This is a genomic window from Pseudomonas gingeri (assembly GCF_013385425.1).
Lineage (GTDB): Bacteria > Pseudomonadota > Gammaproteobacteria > Pseudomonadales > Pseudomonadaceae > Aquipseudomonas > Aquipseudomonas gingeri_D.
This window is the reverse complement of sequence record NZ_JACAQA010000001.1, coordinates 1-21,314: the sequence shown is the minus strand read 5'-3', so window position 1 is coordinate 21,314 and position 21,314 is coordinate 1. Positions and strand designations below refer to the sequence as shown.

The 21,314-nt window shown below is 62.7% G+C and carries 16 protein-coding genes, 2 tRNA genes and 1 pseudogene; 3 read left to right on the top strand and 16 right to left on the bottom strand.

The window, feature by feature from the left end; all coding sequences use genetic code 11:
- Positions 1 to 316: 316 nt before the first annotated feature.
- Together rlmB and rnr are read right to left on the bottom strand one after the other, a co-directional pair.
- On the bottom strand, positions 317 to 1,078 hold the full coding sequence (rlmB, locus tag HX830_RS00095; protein WP_100939697.1) for a 23S rRNA (guanosine(2251)-2'-O)-methyltransferase RlmB: 762 nt from the start codon (positions 1,076 to 1,078) through the stop codon (positions 317 to 319).
- The gene (rnr, locus tag HX830_RS00090; protein WP_103495654.1) at positions 1,075 to 3,687 is read right to left on the bottom strand and encodes a ribonuclease R; all 2,613 of its coding nucleotides are present in this window, start codon (positions 3,685 to 3,687) and stop codon (positions 1,075 to 1,077) included. Before rnr ends, rlmB begins: the two co-directional genes overlap by 4 nt.
- Positions 3,688 to 3,911: 224 nt before the next feature.
- Between rnr and HX830_RS00085 the strand changes: the two genes are divergently transcribed.
- A tRNA-Leu gene (locus HX830_RS00085) sits at positions 3,912 to 3,998 on the top strand.
- A gap of 2 nt (positions 3,999 to 4,000) precedes the next feature.
- Here the strand turns inward: HX830_RS00085 and HX830_RS00080 are convergent.
- Entirely contained in the window at positions 4,001 to 4,240 is a 240-nt protein-coding gene (locus HX830_RS00080) for a hypothetical protein (protein WP_177098569.1), read from the bottom strand.
- Between HX830_RS00080 and HX830_RS00075 the strand changes: the two genes are divergently transcribed.
- Positions 4,215 to 4,301, top strand: a tRNA-Leu gene (locus HX830_RS00075). The two genes, HX830_RS00080 and HX830_RS00075, sit on opposite strands and share 26 nt — an antisense overlap.
- A gap of 288 nt (positions 4,302 to 4,589) precedes the next feature.
- Here the strand turns inward: HX830_RS00075 and HX830_RS00070 are convergent.
- The 12 genes from HX830_RS00070 to HX830_RS00015 form a co-directional block, all read right to left on the bottom strand.
- Positions 4,590 to 6,524, bottom strand: a complete 1,935-nt coding sequence (locus tag HX830_RS00070) for a methyl-accepting chemotaxis protein (RefSeq protein WP_177098568.1) — start codon at positions 6,522 to 6,524, stop codon at positions 4,590 to 4,592.
- Positions 6,525 to 6,664: 140 nt separating this feature from the next.
- Positions 6,665 to 7,957: an adenylosuccinate synthase gene (locus HX830_RS00065; RefSeq protein ID WP_103498401.1), complete on the bottom strand. Its 1,293-nt coding sequence runs from the start codon at positions 7,955 to 7,957 to the stop codon at positions 6,665 to 6,667.
- Positions 7,958 to 8,011: 54 nt separating this feature from the next.
- Positions 8,012 to 9,199 (bottom strand): ATP phosphoribosyltransferase regulatory subunit, encoded by a 1,188-nt coding sequence (locus HX830_RS00060; protein WP_103498402.1) that lies wholly within the window; start codon positions 9,197 to 9,199, stop codon positions 8,012 to 8,014.
- A gap of 294 nt (positions 9,200 to 9,493) precedes the next feature.
- Positions 9,494 to 10,363, bottom strand: coding sequence for a protease modulator HflC (gene hflC, locus HX830_RS00055; RefSeq protein ID WP_103498403.1), 870 nt, complete (start codon positions 10,361 to 10,363; stop codon positions 9,494 to 9,496).
- On the bottom strand, positions 10,363 to 11,535 hold the full coding sequence (gene hflK, locus HX830_RS00050) for an FtsH protease activity modulator HflK (protein ID WP_177098567.1): 1,173 nt from the start codon (positions 11,533 to 11,535) through the stop codon (positions 10,363 to 10,365). The genes hflC and hflK overlap by 1 nt, the downstream gene beginning before the upstream one ends.
- Positions 11,536 to 11,631: 96 nt before the next feature.
- Complete coding sequence (gene hflX, locus HX830_RS00045) at positions 11,632 to 12,933, bottom strand: ribosome rescue GTPase HflX (RefSeq protein ID WP_103498405.1); 1,302 nt, start codon at positions 12,931 to 12,933, stop codon at positions 11,632 to 11,634.
- 12 nt (positions 12,934 to 12,945) lie between these two features.
- Complete coding sequence (gene hfq, locus HX830_RS00040) at positions 12,946 to 13,206, bottom strand: RNA chaperone Hfq (protein ID WP_040063849.1); 261 nt, start codon at positions 13,204 to 13,206, stop codon at positions 12,946 to 12,948.
- Positions 13,207 to 13,299: 93 nt separating this feature from the next.
- Entirely contained in the window at positions 13,300 to 14,280 is a 981-nt protein-coding gene (gene miaA, locus HX830_RS00035; protein WP_177098566.1) for a tRNA (adenosine(37)-N6)-dimethylallyltransferase MiaA, read from the bottom strand.
- The gene (gene mutL / locus HX830_RS00030; RefSeq protein WP_371317459.1) at positions 14,280 to 16,199 is read right to left on the bottom strand and encodes a DNA mismatch repair endonuclease MutL; all 1,920 of its coding nucleotides are present in this window, start codon (positions 16,197 to 16,199) and stop codon (positions 14,280 to 14,282) included. Before mutL ends, miaA begins: the two co-directional genes overlap by 1 nt.
- Positions 16,196 to 17,623 (bottom strand): N-acetylmuramoyl-L-alanine amidase, encoded by a 1,428-nt coding sequence (locus tag HX830_RS00025; RefSeq protein ID WP_218171162.1) that lies wholly within the window; start codon positions 17,621 to 17,623, stop codon positions 16,196 to 16,198. Before HX830_RS00025 ends, mutL begins: the two co-directional genes overlap by 4 nt.
- A 3-nt stretch (positions 17,624 to 17,626) precedes the next feature.
- Complete coding sequence (tsaE, locus tag HX830_RS00020) at positions 17,627 to 18,097, bottom strand: tRNA (adenosine(37)-N6)-threonylcarbamoyltransferase complex ATPase subunit type 1 TsaE (RefSeq protein WP_177098563.1); 471 nt, start codon at positions 18,095 to 18,097, stop codon at positions 17,627 to 17,629.
- Positions 18,085 to 18,945, bottom strand: a complete 861-nt coding sequence (locus HX830_RS00015; RefSeq protein WP_177098562.1) for an NAD(P)H-hydrate dehydratase — start codon at positions 18,943 to 18,945, stop codon at positions 18,085 to 18,087. The genes tsaE and HX830_RS00015 overlap by 13 nt, the downstream gene beginning before the upstream one ends.
- 63 nt (positions 18,946 to 19,008) lie before the next feature.
- On the opposite strand from HX830_RS00015, the gene queG reads away from it, so the two are divergent.
- Positions 19,009 to 20,097, top strand: coding sequence for a tRNA epoxyqueuosine(34) reductase QueG (gene queG, locus HX830_RS00010; RefSeq protein ID WP_177098561.1), 1,089 nt, complete (start codon positions 19,009 to 19,011; stop codon positions 20,095 to 20,097).
- A 9-nt stretch (positions 20,098 to 20,106) separates the two neighbouring features.
- On the opposite strand, the pseudogene HX830_RS00005 reads toward queG, so the two are convergent.
- Positions 20,107 to 21,314 (bottom strand): annotated as a pseudogene (locus HX830_RS00005) (hypothetical protein); the annotation flags it as partial.

Here is a 21,314-nt window from a genome sequence, read left to right as displayed (position 1 = left end):
GTAGCCTGCCGCTCAAAAACGGTCAGACAAGGAGTGAATGACACTTGTGTGTCTTGCCTGGAGTAGGCACGGATGCGCCAGCCATCACGGCAAGGGGCGCAATTGTAGAGAAGGGGGGCGAGGGGCGCAAGACAATTGGTGATTATTTGAACAACCCATCGCAACAAGCACCGCCGCCTTGACCCTTGAATCACAACCGAGGTGAATGCGATCACTGTGGGAGCCGGCTTGCTGGCGATGCAGACGCCGCGGTGCTTCAGGAAGACCGCGTAATCGTTCATCGCCAGCAAGCCGGCTCCTGCAAGGGAGGTGCGGATCAGGCCTTTTTGGTGGCGGCCTTGACGCTGCGCTGGCGCAGCGCTTCGAACAGACACACGCCGGTGGCCACGGAGACGTTGAGGCTGCTGACGCTACCGGCCATCGGCAGGCGCACCAGGTAGTCGCAATGCTCGCGGGTCAGGCGACGCATGCCCTTGCCTTCGGCGCCCATGATCAGGATGGTCGGGCCGGTCAGGTCCTGCTGGTACAACTCCTGCTCTGCCTCGCCCGCCGTGCCGACAACCCACAGGCCGCGCTGCTGGAGTTTTTCCAGGGTCCGCGCCAGGTTGGTCACCGCCACCAGCGGAATCACTTCCGCCGCGCCACAAGCCACCTTGCGCACCGCCGGCGTCAGGGTCGCCGACTTGTCCTTGGGCACCACCACCGCCAACGCACCCGCCGCATCGGCGGTGCGCAGGCAAGCACCCAGGTTGTGCGGGTCGGTCACGCCGTCGAGCACCAGGATCAACGGTGCGCCTTCAGTGCGATCGAGCAGTTCGTCGAGCATTGCCTCACCCCAGACCTGGCTCGGACTCACGTCCGCCACCACGCCCTGGTGCACGCCTTCGACCCAGGCATCCATCTCGCGGCGTTCGGCCTGGCCGACCGACACGCGGTTTTCCGCGGCCAGCCCCAGCAACACCTGGACCCGCGGATCACTGCGGCCTTCGGCCAACCAGATCTGCTTGACGCGTTTCGGGTGATGACGCAACAACGCCTCTACGGCATGGACGCCGTAGATTTTTTCCAACTGACTCATGACTTGCCCTTGGGTTTACGCGCCCCGCCGCTTTTCGCGGGACCAGCGCCCGCTTTTGGCGGGCCTTTACGATGCTTGCTCGGTTTTTCCGACGACGTCCCGCGCGCGGGCTTTCCCTCGGTCTTGCCTTTACCGCCGTTCTTGGCTTCGGCCAACAACGCCTGCTTCAGTTCGCGACTGCGGCGCACTTCGGCGTTTTTCGCCGCTGCATCGCTGGGGCGATAAGCCTCGTCCGACTTCTTCGCCACCGCGCCACGACGCCCGGCCTTGGCCGGCTCCGGCGCTTTCGCGACAGGCGCGGGGGCAGGTGCGGTGGCTTCAGTGCCACGTTTCTTGCGACCGATCGGCGCGCTGAGGGTTTTCTCGGCCATTTCGAAGTCGATCTTGCGCTCGTCGAGATCGACGCGCATGACCTTCACTTCCACCGTGTCGCCGAGGCGGAAGCTGCGACCGGTGCGCTCGCCCGCCAGGCGGTGATGAACCGGATCGAAATGGTAGTAATCGCCCGGCAAGGCGGTGACATGCACCAGGCCTTCGACGTAGATATCGGTCAGCTCGACGAACAGGCCGAAACCGGTCACGGCAGTGACCACACCCGGGAACGACTCGCCCACGCGATCCTTCATGAACTCGCACTTGAGCCAGTTCACCACGTCACGGGTGGCTTCGTCGGCACGCCGCTCGCTCATCGAGCACTGTTCGCCCAACTGCTCCAGCGCCGCCTCGTCGTACGGATAGATCCGCGCCTTCGGAATGGTCATCGCGCCGGCACGACGCACGTGCGGGGTGTCCTGCTTGGAGTGGATGACACTGCGGATCGCGCGGTGCGTCAGCAGGTCCGGGTAACGACGGATCGGCGAAGTGAAGTGGGTGTAGGCCTCGTAATTCAGGCCGAAGTGGCCCTGGTTATCAGCGCTGTACACCGCCTGGCTCAACGAGCGCAGCATCACGGTCTGGATCAGGTGGAAATCCGGGCGGCTCTGGATACTGGCCAGCAACGCCTGGTAATCCTTCGGCGACGGACCGTCCTTGCCCTTGTGCAGGGACAGGCCCAGCTCACCGAGGAAGGCACGGAGTTTTTCCAGGCGTTCCGGCGGCGGACCGTCATGCACCCGGTACAAGGCCGGAATCTCGTGCTTCTTGAGGAACTCGGCGGTGGCCACGTTGGCCGCCAGCATGCATTCTTCGATCAGCTTGTGGGCATCGTTGCGGGTGGTCGGACGGATTTCCGCGATCTTGCGCTCGGAACCGAAGATGATCCGCGTTTCCTGGGTTTCGAAGTCGATGGCGCCACGGGTATGACGGGCCGCCAGCAACACCTTGTACAGGGCGTAGAGCTGCTTGAGGTCCGGAACCACTTCCGAATACTCGCCACGCAGCTTCTTCGCCTCGGTGGTCTTCGGCTGTTCCAGGATCGCGCTGACCTTGTTGTAGGTCAGGCGGGCATGGGAGTGGATCACCGCTTCGTAGAACACGTAGTCGGTCATCTGCCCGCTTTTGTTGATGGTCATCTCGCAGACCATCGCCAAACGGTCGACATGCGGGTTCAGCGAGCACAGGCCGTTGGACAGCTGCTCCGGCAGCATCGGCACCACGCGCTCGGGGAAGTACACCGAGTTGCCACGAACCTGGGCTTCAGTGTCCAGCGCAGAACCGATCTTCACATAGCTGGAAACGTCGGCAATCGCCACGTACAACTTCCAGCCGCCGGAGAACAGGCGCAGCTTGCCGGGCTTGGCTTCGCAGTAGACCGCATCGTCGAAGTCGCGGGCATCTTCGCCGTCGATGGTGACGAACGGCAGATGGCGCAGGTCGACGCGCTTCTCTTTGTCCTTGTCCTCGACTTCCGGCTTGAGCTTCGCCGCTTCCTTGAGCACGGCCTCGGGCCAGACGTGGGGAATGTCGTAGGTGCGCAGCGCGACATCGATCTCCATGCCGGGCGCCATGTAGTTGCCCACCACTTCGATCACATCGCCCTGGGGCTGGAAGCGCGGCGTCGGCCAGTGGGTGATCTTCACCTCGACGAACTGACCGACACGGGCGTCGGCGTTGCGGCCCGGGGTCACCAGCACTTCCTGCTGGATCTTCGGATTGTCCGCGACCACGAAGCCGATACCGCCCTCTTCGAAGTAACGCCCGACGATGCTCTCGTGAGCACGGGACACCACTTCGACGATCACGCCTTCACGGCGTCCGCGCCGATCCAGGCCGGACACCCGCGCCAGGGCACGGTCGCCATCGAACACCAGACGCATTTGCGCCGGGCTCATGAACAGGTCGTCACTGCCGTCGTCCGGGATCAGAAAACCGAAACCGTCGCGGTGGCCGGCGATGCGGCCGAGGATCAGGTCGAGCTTGTCCACCGGCGCGTAAGTGCCGCGGCGGGTGTAAATCAGTTGCGCATCGCGCTCCATGGCACGAAGGCGGCGGCGCAGAGCCTCGATCTGATCTTCAGTGGTCAGACCAAACTCATCCACCAGCTCCTCGCGACTGGCCGGCGATCCACGCTCGGACAGGTGCGCCAGGATAAGCTCGCGGCTAGGAATGGGGTTTTCGTATTTTTCCGCTTCACGAGCGGCCTCGGGATCGAGGGACTGCCAATCGGCCATTAGATAAATTTCACCTTGTCTATATGCGGGTTAGTTTGGCATACGCGTATTGAAACGGGAAATTTCAGGCACACAGGCGGCCTTAAAACCCATTTGTCCGCGTGAAAAATGCCGGCTGATGCACATTGAAGCGTTTTTTTTGGTTTTTTTCATGACAGGGGTTTACAGTTAAAAGGCGCCTCCGTATAGTGCGCGCCATCGACGACGGAGACGTTGACGATACTGCCCAGATGGTGAAATTGGTAGACACGCCAGCTTCAGGTGCTGGTGACCGCAAGGTCGTGGAAGTTCGAGTCTTCTTCTGGGCACCAATTCAAGTTTCAGAGTAACACTCTGGAATCTCACGAAAACCCGCGAAAGCGGGTTTTTGCGTTTCTGCCTCCTGCAAATCTTCCGACCCCAGCACCCGCCCCTGGCGGATACCGAGCCGCACCCGAGATTTAATTAAAAGCAAAAACAGGGGTTTACAGATCAAAAGGCTCTCCGTATAGTGCGACCCATCAACGGCGCGCAACGCTGCTGATGCTGCCCAGATGGTGAAATTGGTAGACACGCCAGCTTCAGGTGCTGGTGACCGCAAGGTCGTGGAAGTTCGAGTCTTCTTCTGGGCACCAATTCAAGTTTCAGAGTATCACTCTGAAATCTCACAAAAACCCGCGAAAGCGGGTTTTTGCGTTTCTGGGGTTCAATCATTTCAACTCACTCTTACCCCTACTCTCAGCGGCATTGATGGCGCGGCTAAGGCCAGGAGCATGCCTGAAAGTACTTTGGCGCTCTTGAGGCCCTCTTCGCGGGCAAGCTCCGCTCCCACAGTGTCCGCGCCTGGCCGTAGATTGGCGGCGCGGCACAAATCCCGTGGGAGCGGAGCTTGCCCGCGAAGAGGCCAGCACTGACACCCCGCATCAGGCCCGGAACTGCCCCAGGCTCGCCTTGAGCTGCCCCGCCAGGCTGTCGAGCACCTTGCCGCTGGCCGTGGTCTCCACCACCGCCTGCGCCGCGCGCTCGGCCTGGGCATGGATCACCTCGACCCGCCCACGCACCGCATGCGCGCCTTCGGCCTGATGGGCCGCCGCCTTGGTCGCCAGGCCAATCGCCGCATGCACCTGCTCCACCGAAGACTGCACGCTCTGCTGCAACTTCACACTGCTGCGCAACACCGCCAAACCTTCACTGGCCTGACGCCCCGCCTGCCCAATAGCCGCCACCGCCTCCCGCGCGCCCTGCTGCAAAGCACCGATATGCGCCTGGATATCGCCGGTGGAGCTTTGCGTCTTGCTCGCCAACGCTCGCACCTCATCCGCCACCACGGCAAACCCGCGACCGGTTTCACCCGCCCGCGCCGCCTCGATGGCCGCGTTCAGGGCCAAAAGATTGGTCTGCTCGGCAATCCCGTGAATCACCGTCAGCACCACTTCAATCTGCTCACTCTGCTGCGCCAGCCGCTCGATTACCTTGGAACCGGTATCCACCTGTCCAGCCAGGGCCTCGATCAGATTGCCGACCTGATTCGAAGTCCGGGTGTTTTCATCGGTCGCCTGGCGAATATCCACCACCTGCTTCAACGCCGCCTGCATCGCATGGCTTTCGGTCTGCGCGTCATCGGCCATCTTCGACAATTCGCGCAAGCTCTGCGCCACTTCGTCACGCTGCAAATTCGCGGCGGCATCGGCACCGGCGTTGCGCAAAGTCATCTGGCCGATTTCCACTCCGGTACGCTGGGCCACATCACCCGCTTCCCGCACGATAGGCTGCAGCTTTTCGACAAAACGGTTCACCGCCGAAGCCATATCACCGATTTCATCATTGCTGTTGAGCTGGACGCGCTTGGTCAGATCACCCTCCCCGGCTGCCAGGTCATTCAAAGCTGCAATCAGCAGATGCAGCTTGTTGACCACCCGCCGCCCGAGCACCACCGCCAGTAACAGCAGCACGCCGAGACCGACCAGGGCCAGACCCATGCCGATCCGCCAACGCAGGGTCTGCGCCGCATCCTGCACGGTTGCCGTGGTATTGGCCTGCATTTGCGAAGCGGTGGCCTGAGCCGATTGCAAGCGCGCCTGCATGGCCTTGGAACTGTCCGCCGACGCCCCTTGCAGGCTATCGCCCACCAGCTTGTCGCTGCTGGCGATCAAGGTCGTGAAACGCTGGTCCAGCGCCTTCAGTTCGGTCTCGACCGAGGCTGTGGAAACCCCCATCCGCACCTTGCCGATCTCCACACCGTTAGGGCTGATCGACGCTTCGACGTAGTAGACCGATGGATCGTTCTTCGCCGCACTGAGCACCTTGTCCAGCGCCCGCTCACCCTCACCCTTGGCCAAAAGAGCCTGGTTGATCGGGTTTTCACGGTTCAGGTAGCGGGTCAGGTGTTCGCCAGCCGCATCGTCATAGACCACGAACAGAACATTCGGATTGCGCTGGGCGCGACGGGCGAATTCGGAAAGGGTCGGTACATCGTTATCCCACATGGCTCGCGGGGCCACGGAAGCCAATAGCTGCGCCATGTCGTTGGCCGAATCCTGCAGATCCTTCTCCAACGCCGTACGCAACTGGGCCTGCTCATCCTTCAGTCGCGAGGACAAGCCGCTGTTCAGACGCTGGCGCGTATTGACCGAAAGGCTGTCGAGACTCGACGTCACCTCTTTGCCCGCCTGCTCCAGCTCCCCGGACAGCTTCTGGCTGTCGATACCCAGGCGAGCGCCCAGATCAGCCTCCAGCGCAGTGACCGTGCTTCGGGTCAGAGCGACCGCCACCAGCACCTGCACCAAAAGAGCGATACCCAGGGTAACGAACACAGGCCGCAATAGACGGCTTTGTAACAGTGAGAGAACGGCCGACACTGGAGATTCCTCGACTTTGGCGCCATTAATTTGATAGCACCCTTTTTAGAGGATAATCCCAGCAAGGCCCGTGCCGAACAACAGGCAGAAACGACAAAGACCCCCAAAAGGGGGTCTTTGTGATCTACATCAACGGCTTATCAGGCGAACGGGTGACGCAGAACGATGGTTTCGTTGCGATCCGGACCTGTCGAAATAATGTCGATCGGGGCACCGACCAATTCTTCGACGCGCTTGATGTAAGCACGAGCGGCCGCCGGCAGCTCTTCCAGGGTCTTGGCCCCCAGGGTCGACTCGGTCCAGCCCGGCATTTCTTCGTACACCGGCTCCAGGCCGATATAGCTGTCGGCATCGGTCGGCGCGTCGATGACCGCACCGTTTTCGTTCTTGTAACCCACGCAGATATTGATGGTTTCAAGACCGTCGAGCACGTCCAGCTTGGTCAGGCACAGGCCCGAGATGCTGTTGACGTCGATGGCGCGACGCAGGATCACGGCATCGAACCAGCCGCAACGGCGGGCACGACCGGTGGTTGCACCGAATTCGTGGCCACGCTTGGCCAGGAAGGCACCGACGTCATCGAACAGCTCAGTCGGGAACGGACCCGAACCGACACGAGTGGTGTAGGCCTTGGTGATGCCCAGGATGTAATCCAGGTACATCGGACCCACGCCCGAACCGGTGGCGATGCCGCCGGCGGTGGTGTTGGAGCTGGTGACGTACGGGTAGGTACCGTGGTCGATGTCCAGCAACGAACCCTGGGCACCTTCGAACATGATGTCCTTGCCGGCACGACGCAGGTTGTGCAGCTCGGCGGTGACGTCAAGCATCATCGGCTTGAGCATCTCGGCGTATTCCATGCACTCATCGAGCGTCTTCTGGAAGTCGATGGCCGGCTCTTTGTAGTAATTGACCAGCACGAAGTTGTGGTAGTCGAGCAACTCGCCCAGCTTCGCGGCAAAACGCTCGCGGTGGAACAGGTCGCCGATACGCAGGCCGCGACGCGCGACCTTGTCTTCGTACGCCGGGCCGATACCACGACCGGTGGTACCGATCTTCAGCTCGCCACGGGCTTTTTCGCGCGCCTGGTCCAGGGCGACGTGATAGGACAGGATCAGCGGGCAGGACGGGCTGATACGCAGGCGCTCGCGCACTGGTACGCCTTTCTCTTCCAGCTTGGTGATTTCCCGCAGCAGGGCGTCCGGTGCAACCACCACGCCGTTGCCGATCAGGCACTGAACGCCTTCACGCAGTACACCCGACGGGATCAGGTGCAGGACGGTTTTCTCACCGTCGATCACCAGGGTGTGGCCAGCGTTGTGGCCACCTTGATAGCGCACCACGGCGGCAGCATGTTCGGTCAGCAGATCAACGATCTTGCCTTTGCCCTCATCACCCCACTGGGTGCCCAGGACTACGACATTCTTACCCATAACACTTGTCCTCATTCGCGCAAACTTGGTGCCGGCAGCCGCCGGCGGGAAAACTCAAGAAGCCAGCGGCAATACTTGCCAAAGCCCGTTCTGCTGAATCAATTGCCGGTCGCAGTCCGCTTCGCGGGCGGCGGCCGATGGTTGTCCGGGCAAGGCCTGGACCACACGCTGACCCTCGCCGCGCAACTGGCAGACCAACTGCCAGAGTGCCGCATCCGTGCTGTCAGGCATCCAGATACCGCCAGACGGTAGCTCGATTTCGGCACGCCCCAGGGTCACCAGGGTTTTCAAATCGGTGGAAAAGCCTGTCGCCGGACGTGCACGGCCGAAGTCCGCGCCGATATCGTCGTAGCGACCGCCCTGGGCGATGGCCTGGCCGACACCCGGAACGAACACCGCGAACACCACACCGGTGTGGTAGTGGTAACCGCGCAACTCGCCCAGGTCGAAATACAACGGCAATTGCGGGAAGCGCGTGGACAGCCGCTCGGCAATCGCCAGCAGGTCATCCAGCGCCGCAGCGACCTGCGCCGGGGCACCCGCCAGGCGCTCACGGGCCGCCACCAGCACTTCGCGGCCGCCACACAGATCCACCAGCGCCCGCAGCATCGCGGCCAGATCGGCCGGCAAACCTTCGGTCAGTTGGATCACTTCATCGATCGCCTTGCGTTGCAGGGCATCGAACAACTGTTGTTCCACTTCACCGGACAAACCGGCGGCGCGAGCCAGGCCACGGTAGATACCGACGTGACCGAGGTCCATGTGCACATCCGGCACATCGGCCAGTTGCAGCATCGCCAGCATCAGGCTGATGACTTCGACGTCGCTGCTCGGGCTGGCATCGCCGTACAACTCGGCGCCCAACTGGATCGGGCTGCGCGAGGACGACAGGGCCCGCGGCTGTGCATGCAGCACACTGCCGGCGTAGCACAGGCGGCTCGGGCCTTCGCGACGCAGGGTGTGGGCGTCGATACGCGCCACCTGCGGCGTGATGTCCGCGCGAAACCCCATCTGCCGACCCGACTGCGGGTCGATCACCTTGAAGGTGCGCAGGTCCAGGTCCTGGCCGGCGCCGGTCAACAAGGATTCCAGATACTCGATATGCGGGGTGACAACGAACTCATAGCCCCAGCTCTGGAACAGGTCCAACACCTGACGCCGCGCCACTTCGATGCGCGCCGCTTCAGGCGGCAGTACTTCTTCGATGCCATCTGGCAGAAGCCAGCGATCTACCGTTGCCATTAACGCCTTTCCCCTATGATCTGGGCAGCAAGCCCACAGGCGAGCCTTGAGTGAAGCAGAAAATGGTTAACACGCGCGCAAGAACGACGCGACGAACAGCCTGAAATCGGCTTCGCCTACCACTTTCCTCGAAAAACCTGTCGGGTCGATCAACCCGCCGTCCGCCAATCAAACATACAGACGCAAAAAAGCCGGGAATTTCCCGGCTGCCGCATCATACACCCGTTTTCCGAAAGGATCACCCCGCCCGGCATTTTAGCTGCCGGGCGGAGGGGGGACACGATACGTCTTGGATCAGGGCTTGGCTTTTTCCAGATAACGGAAAAAGTCGCTGCTCGGGTCCAGCACCAGCACGTCGCTCTTGTCCGCAAAGCTTTCACGGTAGGCGCGCAGGCTACGGTAGAACGCGTAGAACTCCTGGTCCTGGCCGTAGGCCTTGGAATAGATTGCGGCGGCCTGGGCATCACCATCACCGCGGGCTTCTTCCGACTGGCGATAGGCTTCGGCCAACAATACACGGCGCTGGCGATCGGCGTCGGCACGAATGCCTTCGGCCAGTTCGTTACCCTTGGCGCGGTGCTCACGAGCCTCGCGCTCACGCTCGGTGCTCATGCGTTCGAAGACGCTGCGGTTGACTTCCTTCGGCAGGTCGATGGCCTTGACCCGGACGTCGACCACTTCGATACCCAACTCCTTGGCGGCCATGGCGTTCAGCGAGGCGGTGATGTCAGCCATCAGCGCATCACGTTCACCGGAGACCACTTCGTGCAGGGTGCGTTTACCGAACTGGTCACGCAGGCCCGACTCCAGACGCCGGGACAGACGCTCGTCGGCGATCTGCTTCAGACCGGAAGTCGCGGTATAGAAACGCTCGGCGTCCTTGACCCGCCACTTGGCGTAGGCATCGACCATCACGGCTTTCTTTTCCAGGGTCAGGAAGCGCTGCGTCGGAGCATCCAGGGTCATCAGGCGGGCGTCGAACTTGCGCACCTGGTTGACGTAGGGCAGCTTCACATGCAGGCCTGGCTGGACATCGGCCTCGACCACACGGCCGAATTGCAGCAGGACGGCCCGCTCGGTCTGCAACACAATGTAGAAGCAGTTCCAGGCAGCCACTGCCACGATGACCCCGAGGACCAGGGCGATCAGTGATTTATTGCTCATCAGCGGCTCTCCCGGGTGCGAGTGGGTTGCGGCTCGGTGATGTGCGGCGTGACATCAGTGTTGCCACTGGCCATCGACCCCACCACCTTGGCCGGCGTACCGGCGCCGGAACCGCTCTGGATCATCTTGTCCAGCGGCAGGTAAAGCAGGTTGCTCTGGCCATTCTTGTTCCCGGTCACGAGTACCTTGCTGGTGTTGCTGAAGACTTCCTGCAGGGTGTCCAGGTACAGGCGTTCACGGGTGACTTCCGGCGCCTTGCGGTACTCGGCCACCAGCTTGGTGAAGCGGTCGGCCTCACCCTTGGCGCGGGACACCACTTCGTCGCGATAGCCGTTGGCATCCTCGAGGATACGCTGGGCCTGGCCACGGGCTTCCGGGACCACGCCGTTGGCGTAACCTTCGGCCTGGTTGCGCGAACGCTGTTCGTCCTCACGGGCACGGATCACGTCGTCGAAGGCTTCCTGGACTTCACGGGGCGCGGCGGCGCTCTGGACGTTCACCTGGGTCACGGTGATACCGGTACGGTAGGTGTCGAGGAAGCGTTGCAGACGCTCCTTGATCTCGCCGGCCATCTGCACGCGCCCTTCGGTCAGCACCTGGTCCATCGCGGTGGAACCCACCACGTGGCGCAGGGCACTGTCGGTGGCCTGTTGCAGACTGATTTCCGGCTGGTCGACGTTCAACACGAAGTCCTGCAGGTTGCTGATCTTGTACTGCACGGTCAGCGGCACTTCGACGATGTTCTCGTCTTCGGTCAGCATCTGGCCCTGCTTGGTGTACGCCCGCTCACGGGTGACGTTCTCCAGGAACTTCTTGTCGATCGGCGGGAAATAGATGTTCAGGCCCGGCCCTACGGTTTCGTAGTACTTGCCGAAGCGCAGCACGACAGCCTGCTCCTGCTCATCGACGACATAGACCGCGCTGTACAGCCACATGGCCGCGAGCACGACGAGGCCAATGCCCAGCAGGCCGAAACCGCCGCCCTTGCCACCGCCCGAACCGCCATCGTCACCGCGTTTCTTACCGCCACCGAACAACCCGTTCAGGCTCTCCTGCAGCTTGCGGAAGGCTTCGTCGAGATCCGGCGGCCCCTTGCGGTCGCCGTTGTTACGGCGCTTGCCACCCCAAGGATCCTGATTGTTCGAGTTGCCACCCGGCTCATTCCAAGCCATAGCGCTCTCCATCTGATAAAGCAAAGACGCGCCCGCGGCGCGCCGACCAATGCTACAGAATGCCTGTCAACGCGGCACAACCGCTTTCCCAGGCTTTTATTGCAAAGTGTGTTGTTCGATGAATTCCGGCGCCTTCATCCCTTCGCGCGAGACCACTCGATTGAGCTCGGCCCTGGGCAAACGGACGGACAGCAGACAACTGCCTTCTTCGTCGTGTTCTTCCTTCTGCACCGCGCCCATCTCGAAGAACTGTGCACGCAGTCGAGCAAAACGCTGCGGCAAGCGCAAGGTGCCGACGAACAAATCGTTGCCCAGCAACTCGGCAATCGCCTGTTCGAGCAGCTCCAGCCCCTGCCCGTCCCGGGCGCTGAGCCAGACCCGCTGTGGCTTGCCGTCTTCATCGCGCTGGATCTGCGGCTCGACGCCCTCGAGCAGATCAAGCTTGTTGTAGACCTCGAGGATCGGCAAGTCCTGGGCCCCGATCTCGCCGAGTACCACCATGACCTGCTCGATCTGCAGCATCCGGTCCGGTTCCGCGGCGTCGATCACGTGCAGCAACAGGTCGGAGTTGCTCGACTCTTCGAGCGTAGCCCGGAAAGCCTCGACCAGCTTGTGCGGCAGGTGACGGATAAACCCCACGGTGTCGGCCAGCACGATCGGCCCGAGGTCGTCGAGTTCGAGACGGCGCAGGGTCGGGTCGAGGGTGGCGAACAGCTGGTCCGCCGCATACACGTCGGATTCGGTGACCGCATTGAACAGCGTCGACTTGCCGGCGTTGGTATAGCCCACCAGCGACACCGTCGGGATATCGGCCCGCTTGCGCCCGCGGCGAGACTGCTCGCGCTGGCTGCGGACCTTTTCCAGGCGCCCCTTGATCTGCCGCAGGCGTACCCGCAGCAAGCGCCGGTCGGTTTCCAGCTGGGTTTCACCCGGACCGCGCAGGCCGATACCGCCTTTCTGCCGCTCAAGGTGAGTCCAGCCGCGGACCAACCGCGTGCTCATGTGCTCAAGCTGGGCCAGTTCGACCTGGAGCTTGCCTTCATGGGTGCGGGCGCGCTGGGCGAAAATATCGAGAATCAGGCCCGTGCGATCCAGCACGCGACACTCGAAGACACGTTCGAGGTTACGTTCCTGGCTGGGCGTGAGGATGTGATTGAAAATCACGATATCGACCTGCTCGGCCTTGACCAGGTCGCGAAGCTCCTCGACCTTGCCAGTGCCAATCAGATACTTGGCGGTTGGCCGATGACGCGGCACGTTGAAGAACGCGACGGTCTCGGCACCTGCCGATACTGCCAACTCCTGAAACTCCTGCGGATCTTCGCGCGCCTCAGGGTCCTGACCTTCCAAGTGAACGAGAATGGTCCGTTCACCACCACCGTGGCGCTCAAAGAACAAAGGAGACTCCTATCAGGCGTTACCTGGCTCAGCGTCACCCTGTTCGGTTTCGGTTGCGCTAGGCAGACGAATTGGACGAACCGGCACCACTGTCGAGATGGCGTGCTTGTAGACCATCTGGCTGACGGTGTTCTTCAGCAGGATCACGAACTGGTCGAAGGATTCGATCGTGCCTTGCAGTTTGATACCGTTGACCAGATAGATGGAAACCCCGACCTTCTCTTTACGCAAGGTATTCAAGTAAGGGTCTTGTAGCGAATGCCCTTTTGACATGTGCCGCACTCCTTTAAGGATCAATAATAAAAAATGGGTAAATGGATGGCTTGTACCGCCTTTCCCCCAAGGATAGACGGCAATTGCAAGGACTCAGCCCAATATGGAGATCGTCCCAAGGTATTTCAAGGCGCGTGGCAGATTGTCGCAGTCCAGGCTGTCGAGCCAGTGCAGATCCGTCCAGCTGCGCAACCAGGTGAACTGGCGCTTTGCCAACTGGCGCGTGGCAATTATGCCGCGCTCCTGCATTTCGGCTGACGTCAGCTTGCCCTCCAGATGCTCCCAGACTTGCCTGTAGCCCACAGCACGTATGGACGGCAACCCGACATGCAGGTCACTTCTCCTACGCAGAGCTACGACCTCGTCTACGAACCCCTGTTCCAGCATTTGTGTGAATCTTTGTGCAATTCGGTCGTGCAGAACCTGGCGATTCGCCGGGGCGATAGCCAGGTTGGCAACAGTATAGGGCAATTGCGGCCGTCCCGAAGCGGCTGCGTCAGTACTTTGCGCAGATTGTCGCTGGCGGTGGGCGGTCATGCTCGATCCGCTGACCCGATAGACTTCCAGCGCCCGACTCAGGCGCTGGGGGTCATTGGGGTGGATGCGCGCCGCCGAGACCGGGTCGATGACCGCCAACTGGTCGTGCAGGGCCTGCCAGCCCAAACGTGCGGCTTCTTCCTCGATTTCGGCACGGATCTGCGGATCGGCCGCCGGCATCTCCGCCAGGCCCTCCAGCAACGCCTTGTAATAGAGCATGGTGCCGCCCACCAGCAGCGGAATCTTGCCGCGCGCGGTGATCTCGGCCATCGCCGCCAGGGCGTCGCTGCGAAACTCCGCCGCCGAATAACTCTGTGCCGGGTCGAGAATATCGATCAGACGGTGGGGAAACTCCGCCAGCAGTGCTTTCGAGGGCTTGGCCGTGCCGATATCCATGTCCCGGTAGACCAGGGCCGAATCGACGCTGATCAGCTCGCACGGCAGCACCTTGGTCAGCTCGATGGCCAGGTCGGTCTTGCCCGCCGCCGTCGGGCCCATCAGGAAAATGGCCGGCGGTAGTGCCTTGGAAGCCATCATCAGCGACCGCGCAAGAACAGTTTGTCCAGATCATCCAGCCCGAGCTGGGTCCAGGTGGGCCGGCCGTGGTTGCACTGGCCGCTGCGCTCGGTGTTTTCCATATCCCGCAGCAAACCGTTCATTTCCGCCAGGGCCAGGCGCCGGTTGGCGCGAATCGCGCCGTGGCAGGCCATGGTTCCGAGCAATTCGTTCAGGTGCGCCTGGATCCGGTCGCTGGTGCCGTATTCCATCAGGTCGGCCAGTACGTCCTGGACCAGGCGATTGGCCTCGGCCTGCTTGAGCAGGGCCGGGATCTGCCGGATCGCCAGGGTTTCCGGGCCCAGGCGCTGCAATTCGAAGCCCAGGCGCTGGAACCAGCCTACATGTTCTTCGGCGCAATCGGCTTCGCGCTGGCTGACCGCCAGGGATTCGGGCACCAGCAACGGCTGGCCGCTCAGGCCTTCGCTGGCCATGGCGATCTTCAGGCGTTCGTACATGATCCGCTCATGGGCGGCGTGCATATCCACCAGCACCAGGCCCTGGGCGTTTTCGCTGAGGATATAGATGCCCTTGAGCTGCGCCAGCGCATAACCCAGGGGCGGCACATCGCCCTGGCTGTCGGGCAGGGTCGGCGATGCCAGCGCATCCGGCAGCGGCGCGAAAAACTCGCGATAGACGCCCTGGGCCTCGGCGGCGGGCGGCATCTGGGTCGATTGCGGGCGGTACTGATACTGATAACCGGCCCCCGAGCCCGATCCGGCCGCCGGCGCAAAGGCGGACGCAGGCTGCGACTGGGGTTGCTCCAGCAGATTGGCCGCCAGGCGCATTTCACCCTGGGGACCGAACTCGCCGGCCTCGATCCCTGTCGGCCGGACCATGCCGGCCACCGCGGCAGGCGCGGCCAGGTGATCTTCCGGGCGCACGTCGCCCAGGGCGCGGTGCAGGGTGCCGTAGAGGAAATCGTGGACCATGCGCCCGTCACGGAACCGCACTTCGTGTTTGGTCGGGTGCACGTTGACGTCGACCACCGCCGGATCGACCTCGAAAAACAGCACGAAGGTCGGGTGCCGGCCATTGAACAGCACGTCGCGATAGGCCTGGCGCACCGCATGGGCCACCAGCTTGTCGCGCACCGCGCGGCCATTCACATAGAAATACTGCAAGTCCGCCTGGCTGCGGGAGAAGGTCGGCAAGCCGACCCAGCCCCACAGGTGCAGGCCGTTGCGTTCCACTTCGATGGGCAGGGCCTGTTCGAGGAACCCTGCACCGCAGACCGCCGCCACGCGCCGGGCACGGGCCGCATCGTCATGGGCCTCGTGCAGGCTGAGAATGCTTTTGCCGTTATGGCGCAGGTGAAAGGCCACGTCGAAACGGGCCAGGGCCAGGCGCTTGATCACTTCCTGCAGGTGATCGAACTCGGTCTTCTCGGCCTTGAGGAACTTGCGCCGCGCCGGGGTGTTGAAAAACAGGTCGCGGACTTCCACCGAGGTGCCCACCGGATGGGCCGCCGGCTGCACCCGGGCGTCCATGTCGCGACCTTCGGTTTCCACCTGCCAGGCCTGGTCGGCGTCACGGGTGCGGGAAGTCAGGGTCAGCCGGGCGACGGAACTGATGGAGGCCAGGGCCTCGCCACGGAAACCGAGGCTCATCACCCGTTCCAGGTCTTCCAGGTCGCGAATCTTGCTGGTGGCGTGGCGCGCAAGGGCCAACGGCAGGTCGTCGGCGGAGATGCCGCTGCCATCGTCGCGCACCCGCAGCAGCTTGACCCCGGCCTGTTCGACATCCACATCGATGCGCCTGGCGCCGGAATCCAGGCTGTTTTCCAACAGTTCCTTGATCACCGAGGCCGGGCGCTCGACCACCTCACCGGCGGCAATCTGGTTCGCCAGTCGCGGGCTGAGCAGTTCGATACGAGAACTGCTGTTCAAGGCCTCACTCATTGTTTGGCCGCCAGTTCCGCACCCGGAATCGTCAGGTTCTGCCCGACCTTCAGCTCGTCGCTGGTCAGGTTGTTGGCACTGCGCAAGGTCGACGCCGAGACCTGGTAGCGCACGGCGAGCATGGCCAGGGTCTCGCCCGGGGCCACGCGATGGTCACGCGGGCCCTCGGCGATCTTGCCGGAATCCCGCAGCCAGGCGATATAGGTGCCCGGTGGCGGGTTCTGCTGGAAGAACTGGCGGATACCGGCACTGATGGAGCGCGCCAGGGCCTGCTGGTGATTCGAAGAGGCCAGCTTGGACGCCTCGTTGGAGTTGGAGATAAACCCGGTCTCCACCAGGATCGACGGGATATCCGGCGACTTCAGTACCATGAACCCGGCTTGCTCGACGCGCTGCTTGTGCAGCGGCGTAACCCGGCCGATGTTGCTCAGGACCTTCTGTCCGACGTTCAGGCTGGAGGTCAGCGAAGCGGTCATCGACAGGTCGAGCAACACGCCGGCGAGCATCTTGTCCTTGTCGTCGAGGCTGACGTTACCGGCCCCACCGATCAGGTCGGAGCGGTTTTCACTGTCCGCCAGCCAACGGGCAGTCTCGGAAGTAGCGCCGCGATCGGACAAAGCGAACACCGAGGCACCGAAGGCCGCGGCCGAAGGGGCGGCGTCCGCGTGAATCGAGACGAACAGATCGGCGCCTTTCTTGCGGGCGATCTCGGTACGGCCGCGCAGCGGGATAAAGTAGTCGCCGGTACGGGTCAGCTCGGCGCGGTAGCCCTTCATACCGCCAACCTGGCGTTGCAGTTCGCGGGCGATGGCCAGCACCACGTCTTTCTCGTGCTGGCCACGGGAGCCGGAGGCACCCGGGTCTTCGCCACCGTGGCCGGCGTCGATCACCACGATGATGTCACGCTTGCCCGCCGGCGCCGGTGGCAGCTTGATCGCCGGTTCCGTTGGCGTCACCGGGACCGCTGGCACGGTTGCCACCGTCGGGGCCGGTGCCGCGGGTGGCGCGGCATCGGCGGGGTTGTCGAACAGGTCGACCACCAGGCGGTTGCCATACTGCGCGTTCGGCGCCAGGACGAAGCTCTTCGGGGTGACCGCCTTTTTCAGGTCAACCACCACCCGCAGGTCGGTCGGTGTGCGCTGGGCCGCCCGTACGCTGTTGATCGGGGTGTTGGCGGTCGGCACATTCAACGGGCCACTCAGGGTCGCGCCATTGATATCGATCACCAGCCGATCCGGAGAAGTCAGGGTGAACACACTGTGCTGGACCGGGCCGGAGAGGTCGAACACCAGACGCGTGTTGTCCGGGGCCCGCCACAGGCGAACACTCTTGACCTGTGTCGCCGCAACGGCGTCAACGGCCAGTGCCGCCAGCAACAATCCCACGACAGCAACCAACGCGCGAATGCGCATACCAAACCCCATCATTTATTTGATTTCCAATGCCAGTTCGGCACACCAGGAGTCGCCTCGGGCGCCCTGGGACAACAGATACAGCGAACGACCGCCATTATGCGGGCTAATGGTAATGGTCAGGTCGGGCTTTGGCAAAAAGCCCTCGCCCCGCTGTGGCCACTCCACCAGGCACAGGGCCGCGCCGTCGAAATAATCACGAATCCCCATGTATTCCAACTCTTCCGGGTCGACCAGGCGATACAGATCGAAATGGAAGGCACGGATATCAGCGATTTCGTACGGTTCAACCAGGGTAAAGGTCGGACTTTTCACCGCGCCGGCATGGCCGAGGCCGCGAATGATGCCCCGGGACAAGGTGGTCTTGCCGGCGCCGAGGTCGCCTTCGAGGAAAATCACCCCGATGCCACGGGTGACTTCGGCGATTTTCCGGCCGAAGGCGACCATGGCCTCTTCATCCGGCAGTTGAAGGGTTAGTTCAGACACGGTGATTGCTCCTCCAGCAACTGTCGAATGACCGGGATCAGATCGCTGGCCGCCAGTCCTCGGCCGTTTTTACCCGACTGCTCGCCGGCACTGGCGTGCAGCCATACCGCCAGGCAAGTGGCGTCGTAAGCCGGCAAGCCCTGGGCGCGCAGGGCGCCGAGCAAACCGGAGAGGACATCGCCCAACCCGGCGGTGGCCATGGCCGGATGGCCGCGTTCGCAGATCGACAAGCGCCCGTCCGGCGCGGCAATCAGGCTGCCCGCCCCCTTGAGCACGCAGACCGCCTGGTACTGCCGGGCCAGCCGGAGGGCGGCGGCGGGACGATCCGCCTGTACAGCGGCCGTGGAAATCCCCAGCAAGCGTGCCGCTTCGCCTGGATGAGGGGTGATCACGCTGTCCGCCGGCAAGGTAAAGCTGCCCGTGGCCAGCAGGTTCAGGGCGTCGGCATCCCAGACTTGCGGCAACCCGGCATTGGCCGCCAGTGACAACAGGCTGCGGCTCCACGCGGATTGACCGAGCCCCGGGCCGACCACCAGCACGCCAGCCTGGGCCAGCACCGTCATCAGTTGATTGGCCGACTCGATGCCCCGCGCCATCACCTCCGGCAGCCGAGCCAGGGAGGCCGCCACATGTTCCGGACGTGTCGCCAGGGACACCAGCCCGGCACCACCGCGCAAGGCCATTTCAGCCGCGAGCAGAATGGCGCCGCCAAAACCCCGGTCGCCGCCGATCAACAGCACATGGCCGAACTGCCCTTTGTGGGCGTCCAGTTCACGTGCGGGAAGGCTCGGCAGGGTGGCGAGGGTCAATGACTGAATATCGGAAAAAGGCGGTTTGGTCTGCGGCATGCGTCGTCGAGCTCTGATGTCTGGCAGAATTATACGCACCAAAGCCTAGGTTTCTCCTGTCTCATGCCTGTAAATAGCGTCGACCTCCCCGCCCTCGCCCAATCCATCAAGGAATGGGGCCGTGAACTGGGCTTTCAGCAAGTCGGCATCGCCGGTCTGGAGCTGGGCGAGCATGAGCGGCACCTGCAACGCTGGCTCGATGCCGGCTATCACGGCGACATGGATTACATGGGCGCCCACGGCAGCAAACGCTCACACCCCGACGAGCTGGTGCCCGGCACGTTGCGAGTGGTGTCGTTGCGCATGGACTACCTCCCGGGCGACACGCAGATGGCCCAGCGCCTGGGCCAACCGGAAAAAGCCTATGTCTCGCGCTATGCCCTGGGCCGTGACTATCACAAATTGATCCGCAAGCGCCTGCAACAGCTCGCCGAGCGTATCCAGCAGGTTATCGGACCCTTTGGCTACCGCGCCTTCGTCGACAGCGCCCCGGTGCTGGAAAAGGCCATTGCCGAACAGGCCGGGCTCGGCTGGATCGGCAAGAACACCCTGGTGCTCAATCGCAAGGCCGGCAGCTACTTCTTTCTCGGTGAACTGTTTGTCGACCTGCCTCTACCAGTGGATGCTCCCCATGCCACAGAACATTGCGGGCGCTGCACGGCATGCATGGATATCTGTCCGACGGCGGCGTTTGTCGGGCCCTATGTGCTGGACGCACGGCGCTGTATCTCGTACCTGACCATCGAGCTGAAAACCGCGATCCCGGAAGAGTTGCGGCCGCTGATCGGCAACCGGGTGTTTGGCTGTGACGATTGCCAGATCGTCTGCCCATGGAACCGTTTCGCCCGCGCGTCCGATGAAGGCGACTTCAAGCCCCGACACAGCCTGGACAATGCCGGGCTGGCCGAGCTGTTCCTGTGGGACGAAGAGACCTTTCTGAAAAACACCGAGGGCTCGCCACTGCGCCGGGCGGGGTATGAGCGCTGGTTGCGCAACCTGGCGGTCGGGCTGGGGAATGCGCCCTCGACGATCCCCGTGCTTGAAGCCCTCAATACCCGCCGGGACTACCCGTCGGAACTGGTCCAGGAGCATGTGCAGTGGGCGCTGCGCCAACATGCCGAGCGCAGTGCCCTGGGTCCAGTCCCGCTCTGACCTGGAGATTCAAACAGAAACCGCAAAACCGCTGACCGACGCCTGTATCTCAATCTCGCAACGACGAACCTCCCGCCTCAACAGCAGCAGCGAACGTCCCGTCGAGTTTCTCAGCGTGATCCGTGAGCCCTCCCCCACCACCGCCATCACCGGGTGGGTTTCTCCGCTCTTGAAGCGGATATAGGCCGGCAGTTGGACGGTCCGCACCACCTGCTCCAGCGCGCAGGCACTGTGGTCAGCGGCACTCACCAGATCAAGGTTGAATGCACTCTTGTCCTTGAATTTGGCGACTTCCAGCGAAGAGCGGGACAAGTCCAACTCCGCTATGGTCTCGCGGGCATCGTCCTGGCCGGACAGGTCCAGGCTCACTTGAGGCAACCGCTGGAACTCCCCGTCGGGCACGATCAACTCCGTTTGGCTGCCAAAGTTCGAGTCAAAGTCTTTTGAGGTCAGTACGCTCTTTTTGAACTGCAGGGTGTAGGCGGTCTCGGGGTGCAGCCTGACCTGGTATTTGTTGAGGGCCTGCTCCTGCGGTGACTCTCCCGCTGCCCAGCCGAACGGATTGGCCTCCAGCAGCAGATGAGGTGTGGCACCGAACAGCAGGATCGTCGGTGTCGGACCGAAATCCAGTACCTCCAGCCGTGTGCTCGGCGTGGAAGGCATCGTCACCATCAGCTTGCGCTCTCGCCCCCGGCGAGCCTCCTGGCGGCGCAGGTACCAGCCCTTATGGACCTGTTCGGTCTTTTCCTTGTCCTTGGCATCCGCCCAGAACGTCAAGTCATCCGAGGTCAGCCCCGACGGCGACAACGTATAGCCCCTGGGCTGCTGGCGAACGCTGGTGTCCTGGCTGACCGCACCAATATCCTTGAGCGGGTTGGTCTGATCGTGATCGTCCGCGTCATTGATCATCGGCGTCAGAAGAAGATCGATGCCCTCTTCCCGCAAGCCGGTGAACAATCGATCCGCCGCCTGACGCATCTGCTGCTGGGTCAGGATCCCCGGCAGCGTTGAGGCGCCGAACAGGTTGCTGAAGAACAACCCCACTTTTTCGTCCCAGCGATAGTTCTCCAACTGGGAAAGACTGACGATGGCATTCAAGAGGATATTCACAACGGCCAGGGCCATGCCCACAAGGATCAGAGCGACTCCTACCCCGGGCACACCCAGCAAGATAAATCCCGCCAGGCTCACCCCAAACGAGGCGCCATCGATCACCG

Coding starts and splice junctions, on each gene's coding strand:
- hflK (WP_177098567.1), bottom strand. CDS start 11,535: ATGGCTTGGAATGAGCCGGGTGGCAACTCGAACAATCAGGATCCTTGG.
- mutL (WP_371317459.1), bottom strand. CDS start 16,199: ATGAGTGAGGCCTTGAACAGCAGTTCTCGTATCGAACTGCTCAGCCCG.
- hfq (WP_040063849.1), bottom strand. CDS start 13,206: ATGTCAAAAGGGCATTCGCTACAAGACCCTTACTTGAATACCTTGCGT.
- HX830_RS00025 (WP_218171162.1), bottom strand. CDS start 17,623: ATGGGGTTTGGTATGCGCATTCGCGCGTTGGTTGCTGTCGTGGGATTG.
- miaA (WP_177098566.1), bottom strand. CDS start 14,280: ATGATGGCTTCCAAGGCACTACCGCCGGCCATTTTCCTGATGGGCCCG.
- HX830_RS00015 (WP_177098562.1), bottom strand. CDS start 18,945: ATGCCGCAGACCAAACCGCCTTTTTCCGATATTCAGTCATTGACCCTC.
- rnr (WP_103495654.1), bottom strand. CDS start 3,687: ATGGCCGATTGGCAGTCCCTCGATCCCGAGGCCGCTCGTGAAGCGGAA.
- hflC (WP_103498403.1), bottom strand. CDS start 10,363: ATGAGCAATAAATCACTGATCGCCCTGGTCCTCGGGGTCATCGTGGCA.
- HX830_RS00060 (WP_103498402.1), bottom strand. CDS start 9,199: ATGGCAACGGTAGATCGCTGGCTTCTGCCAGATGGCATCGAAGAAGTA.
- queG (WP_177098561.1), top strand. CDS start 19,009: ATGCCTGTAAATAGCGTCGACCTCCCCGCCCTCGCCCAATCCATCAAG.
- HX830_RS00065 (WP_103498401.1), bottom strand. CDS start 7,957: ATGGGTAAGAATGTCGTAGTCCTGGGCACCCAGTGGGGTGATGAGGGC.
- rlmB (WP_100939697.1), bottom strand. CDS start 1,078: ATGAGTCAGTTGGAAAAAATCTACGGCGTCCATGCCGTAGAGGCGTTG.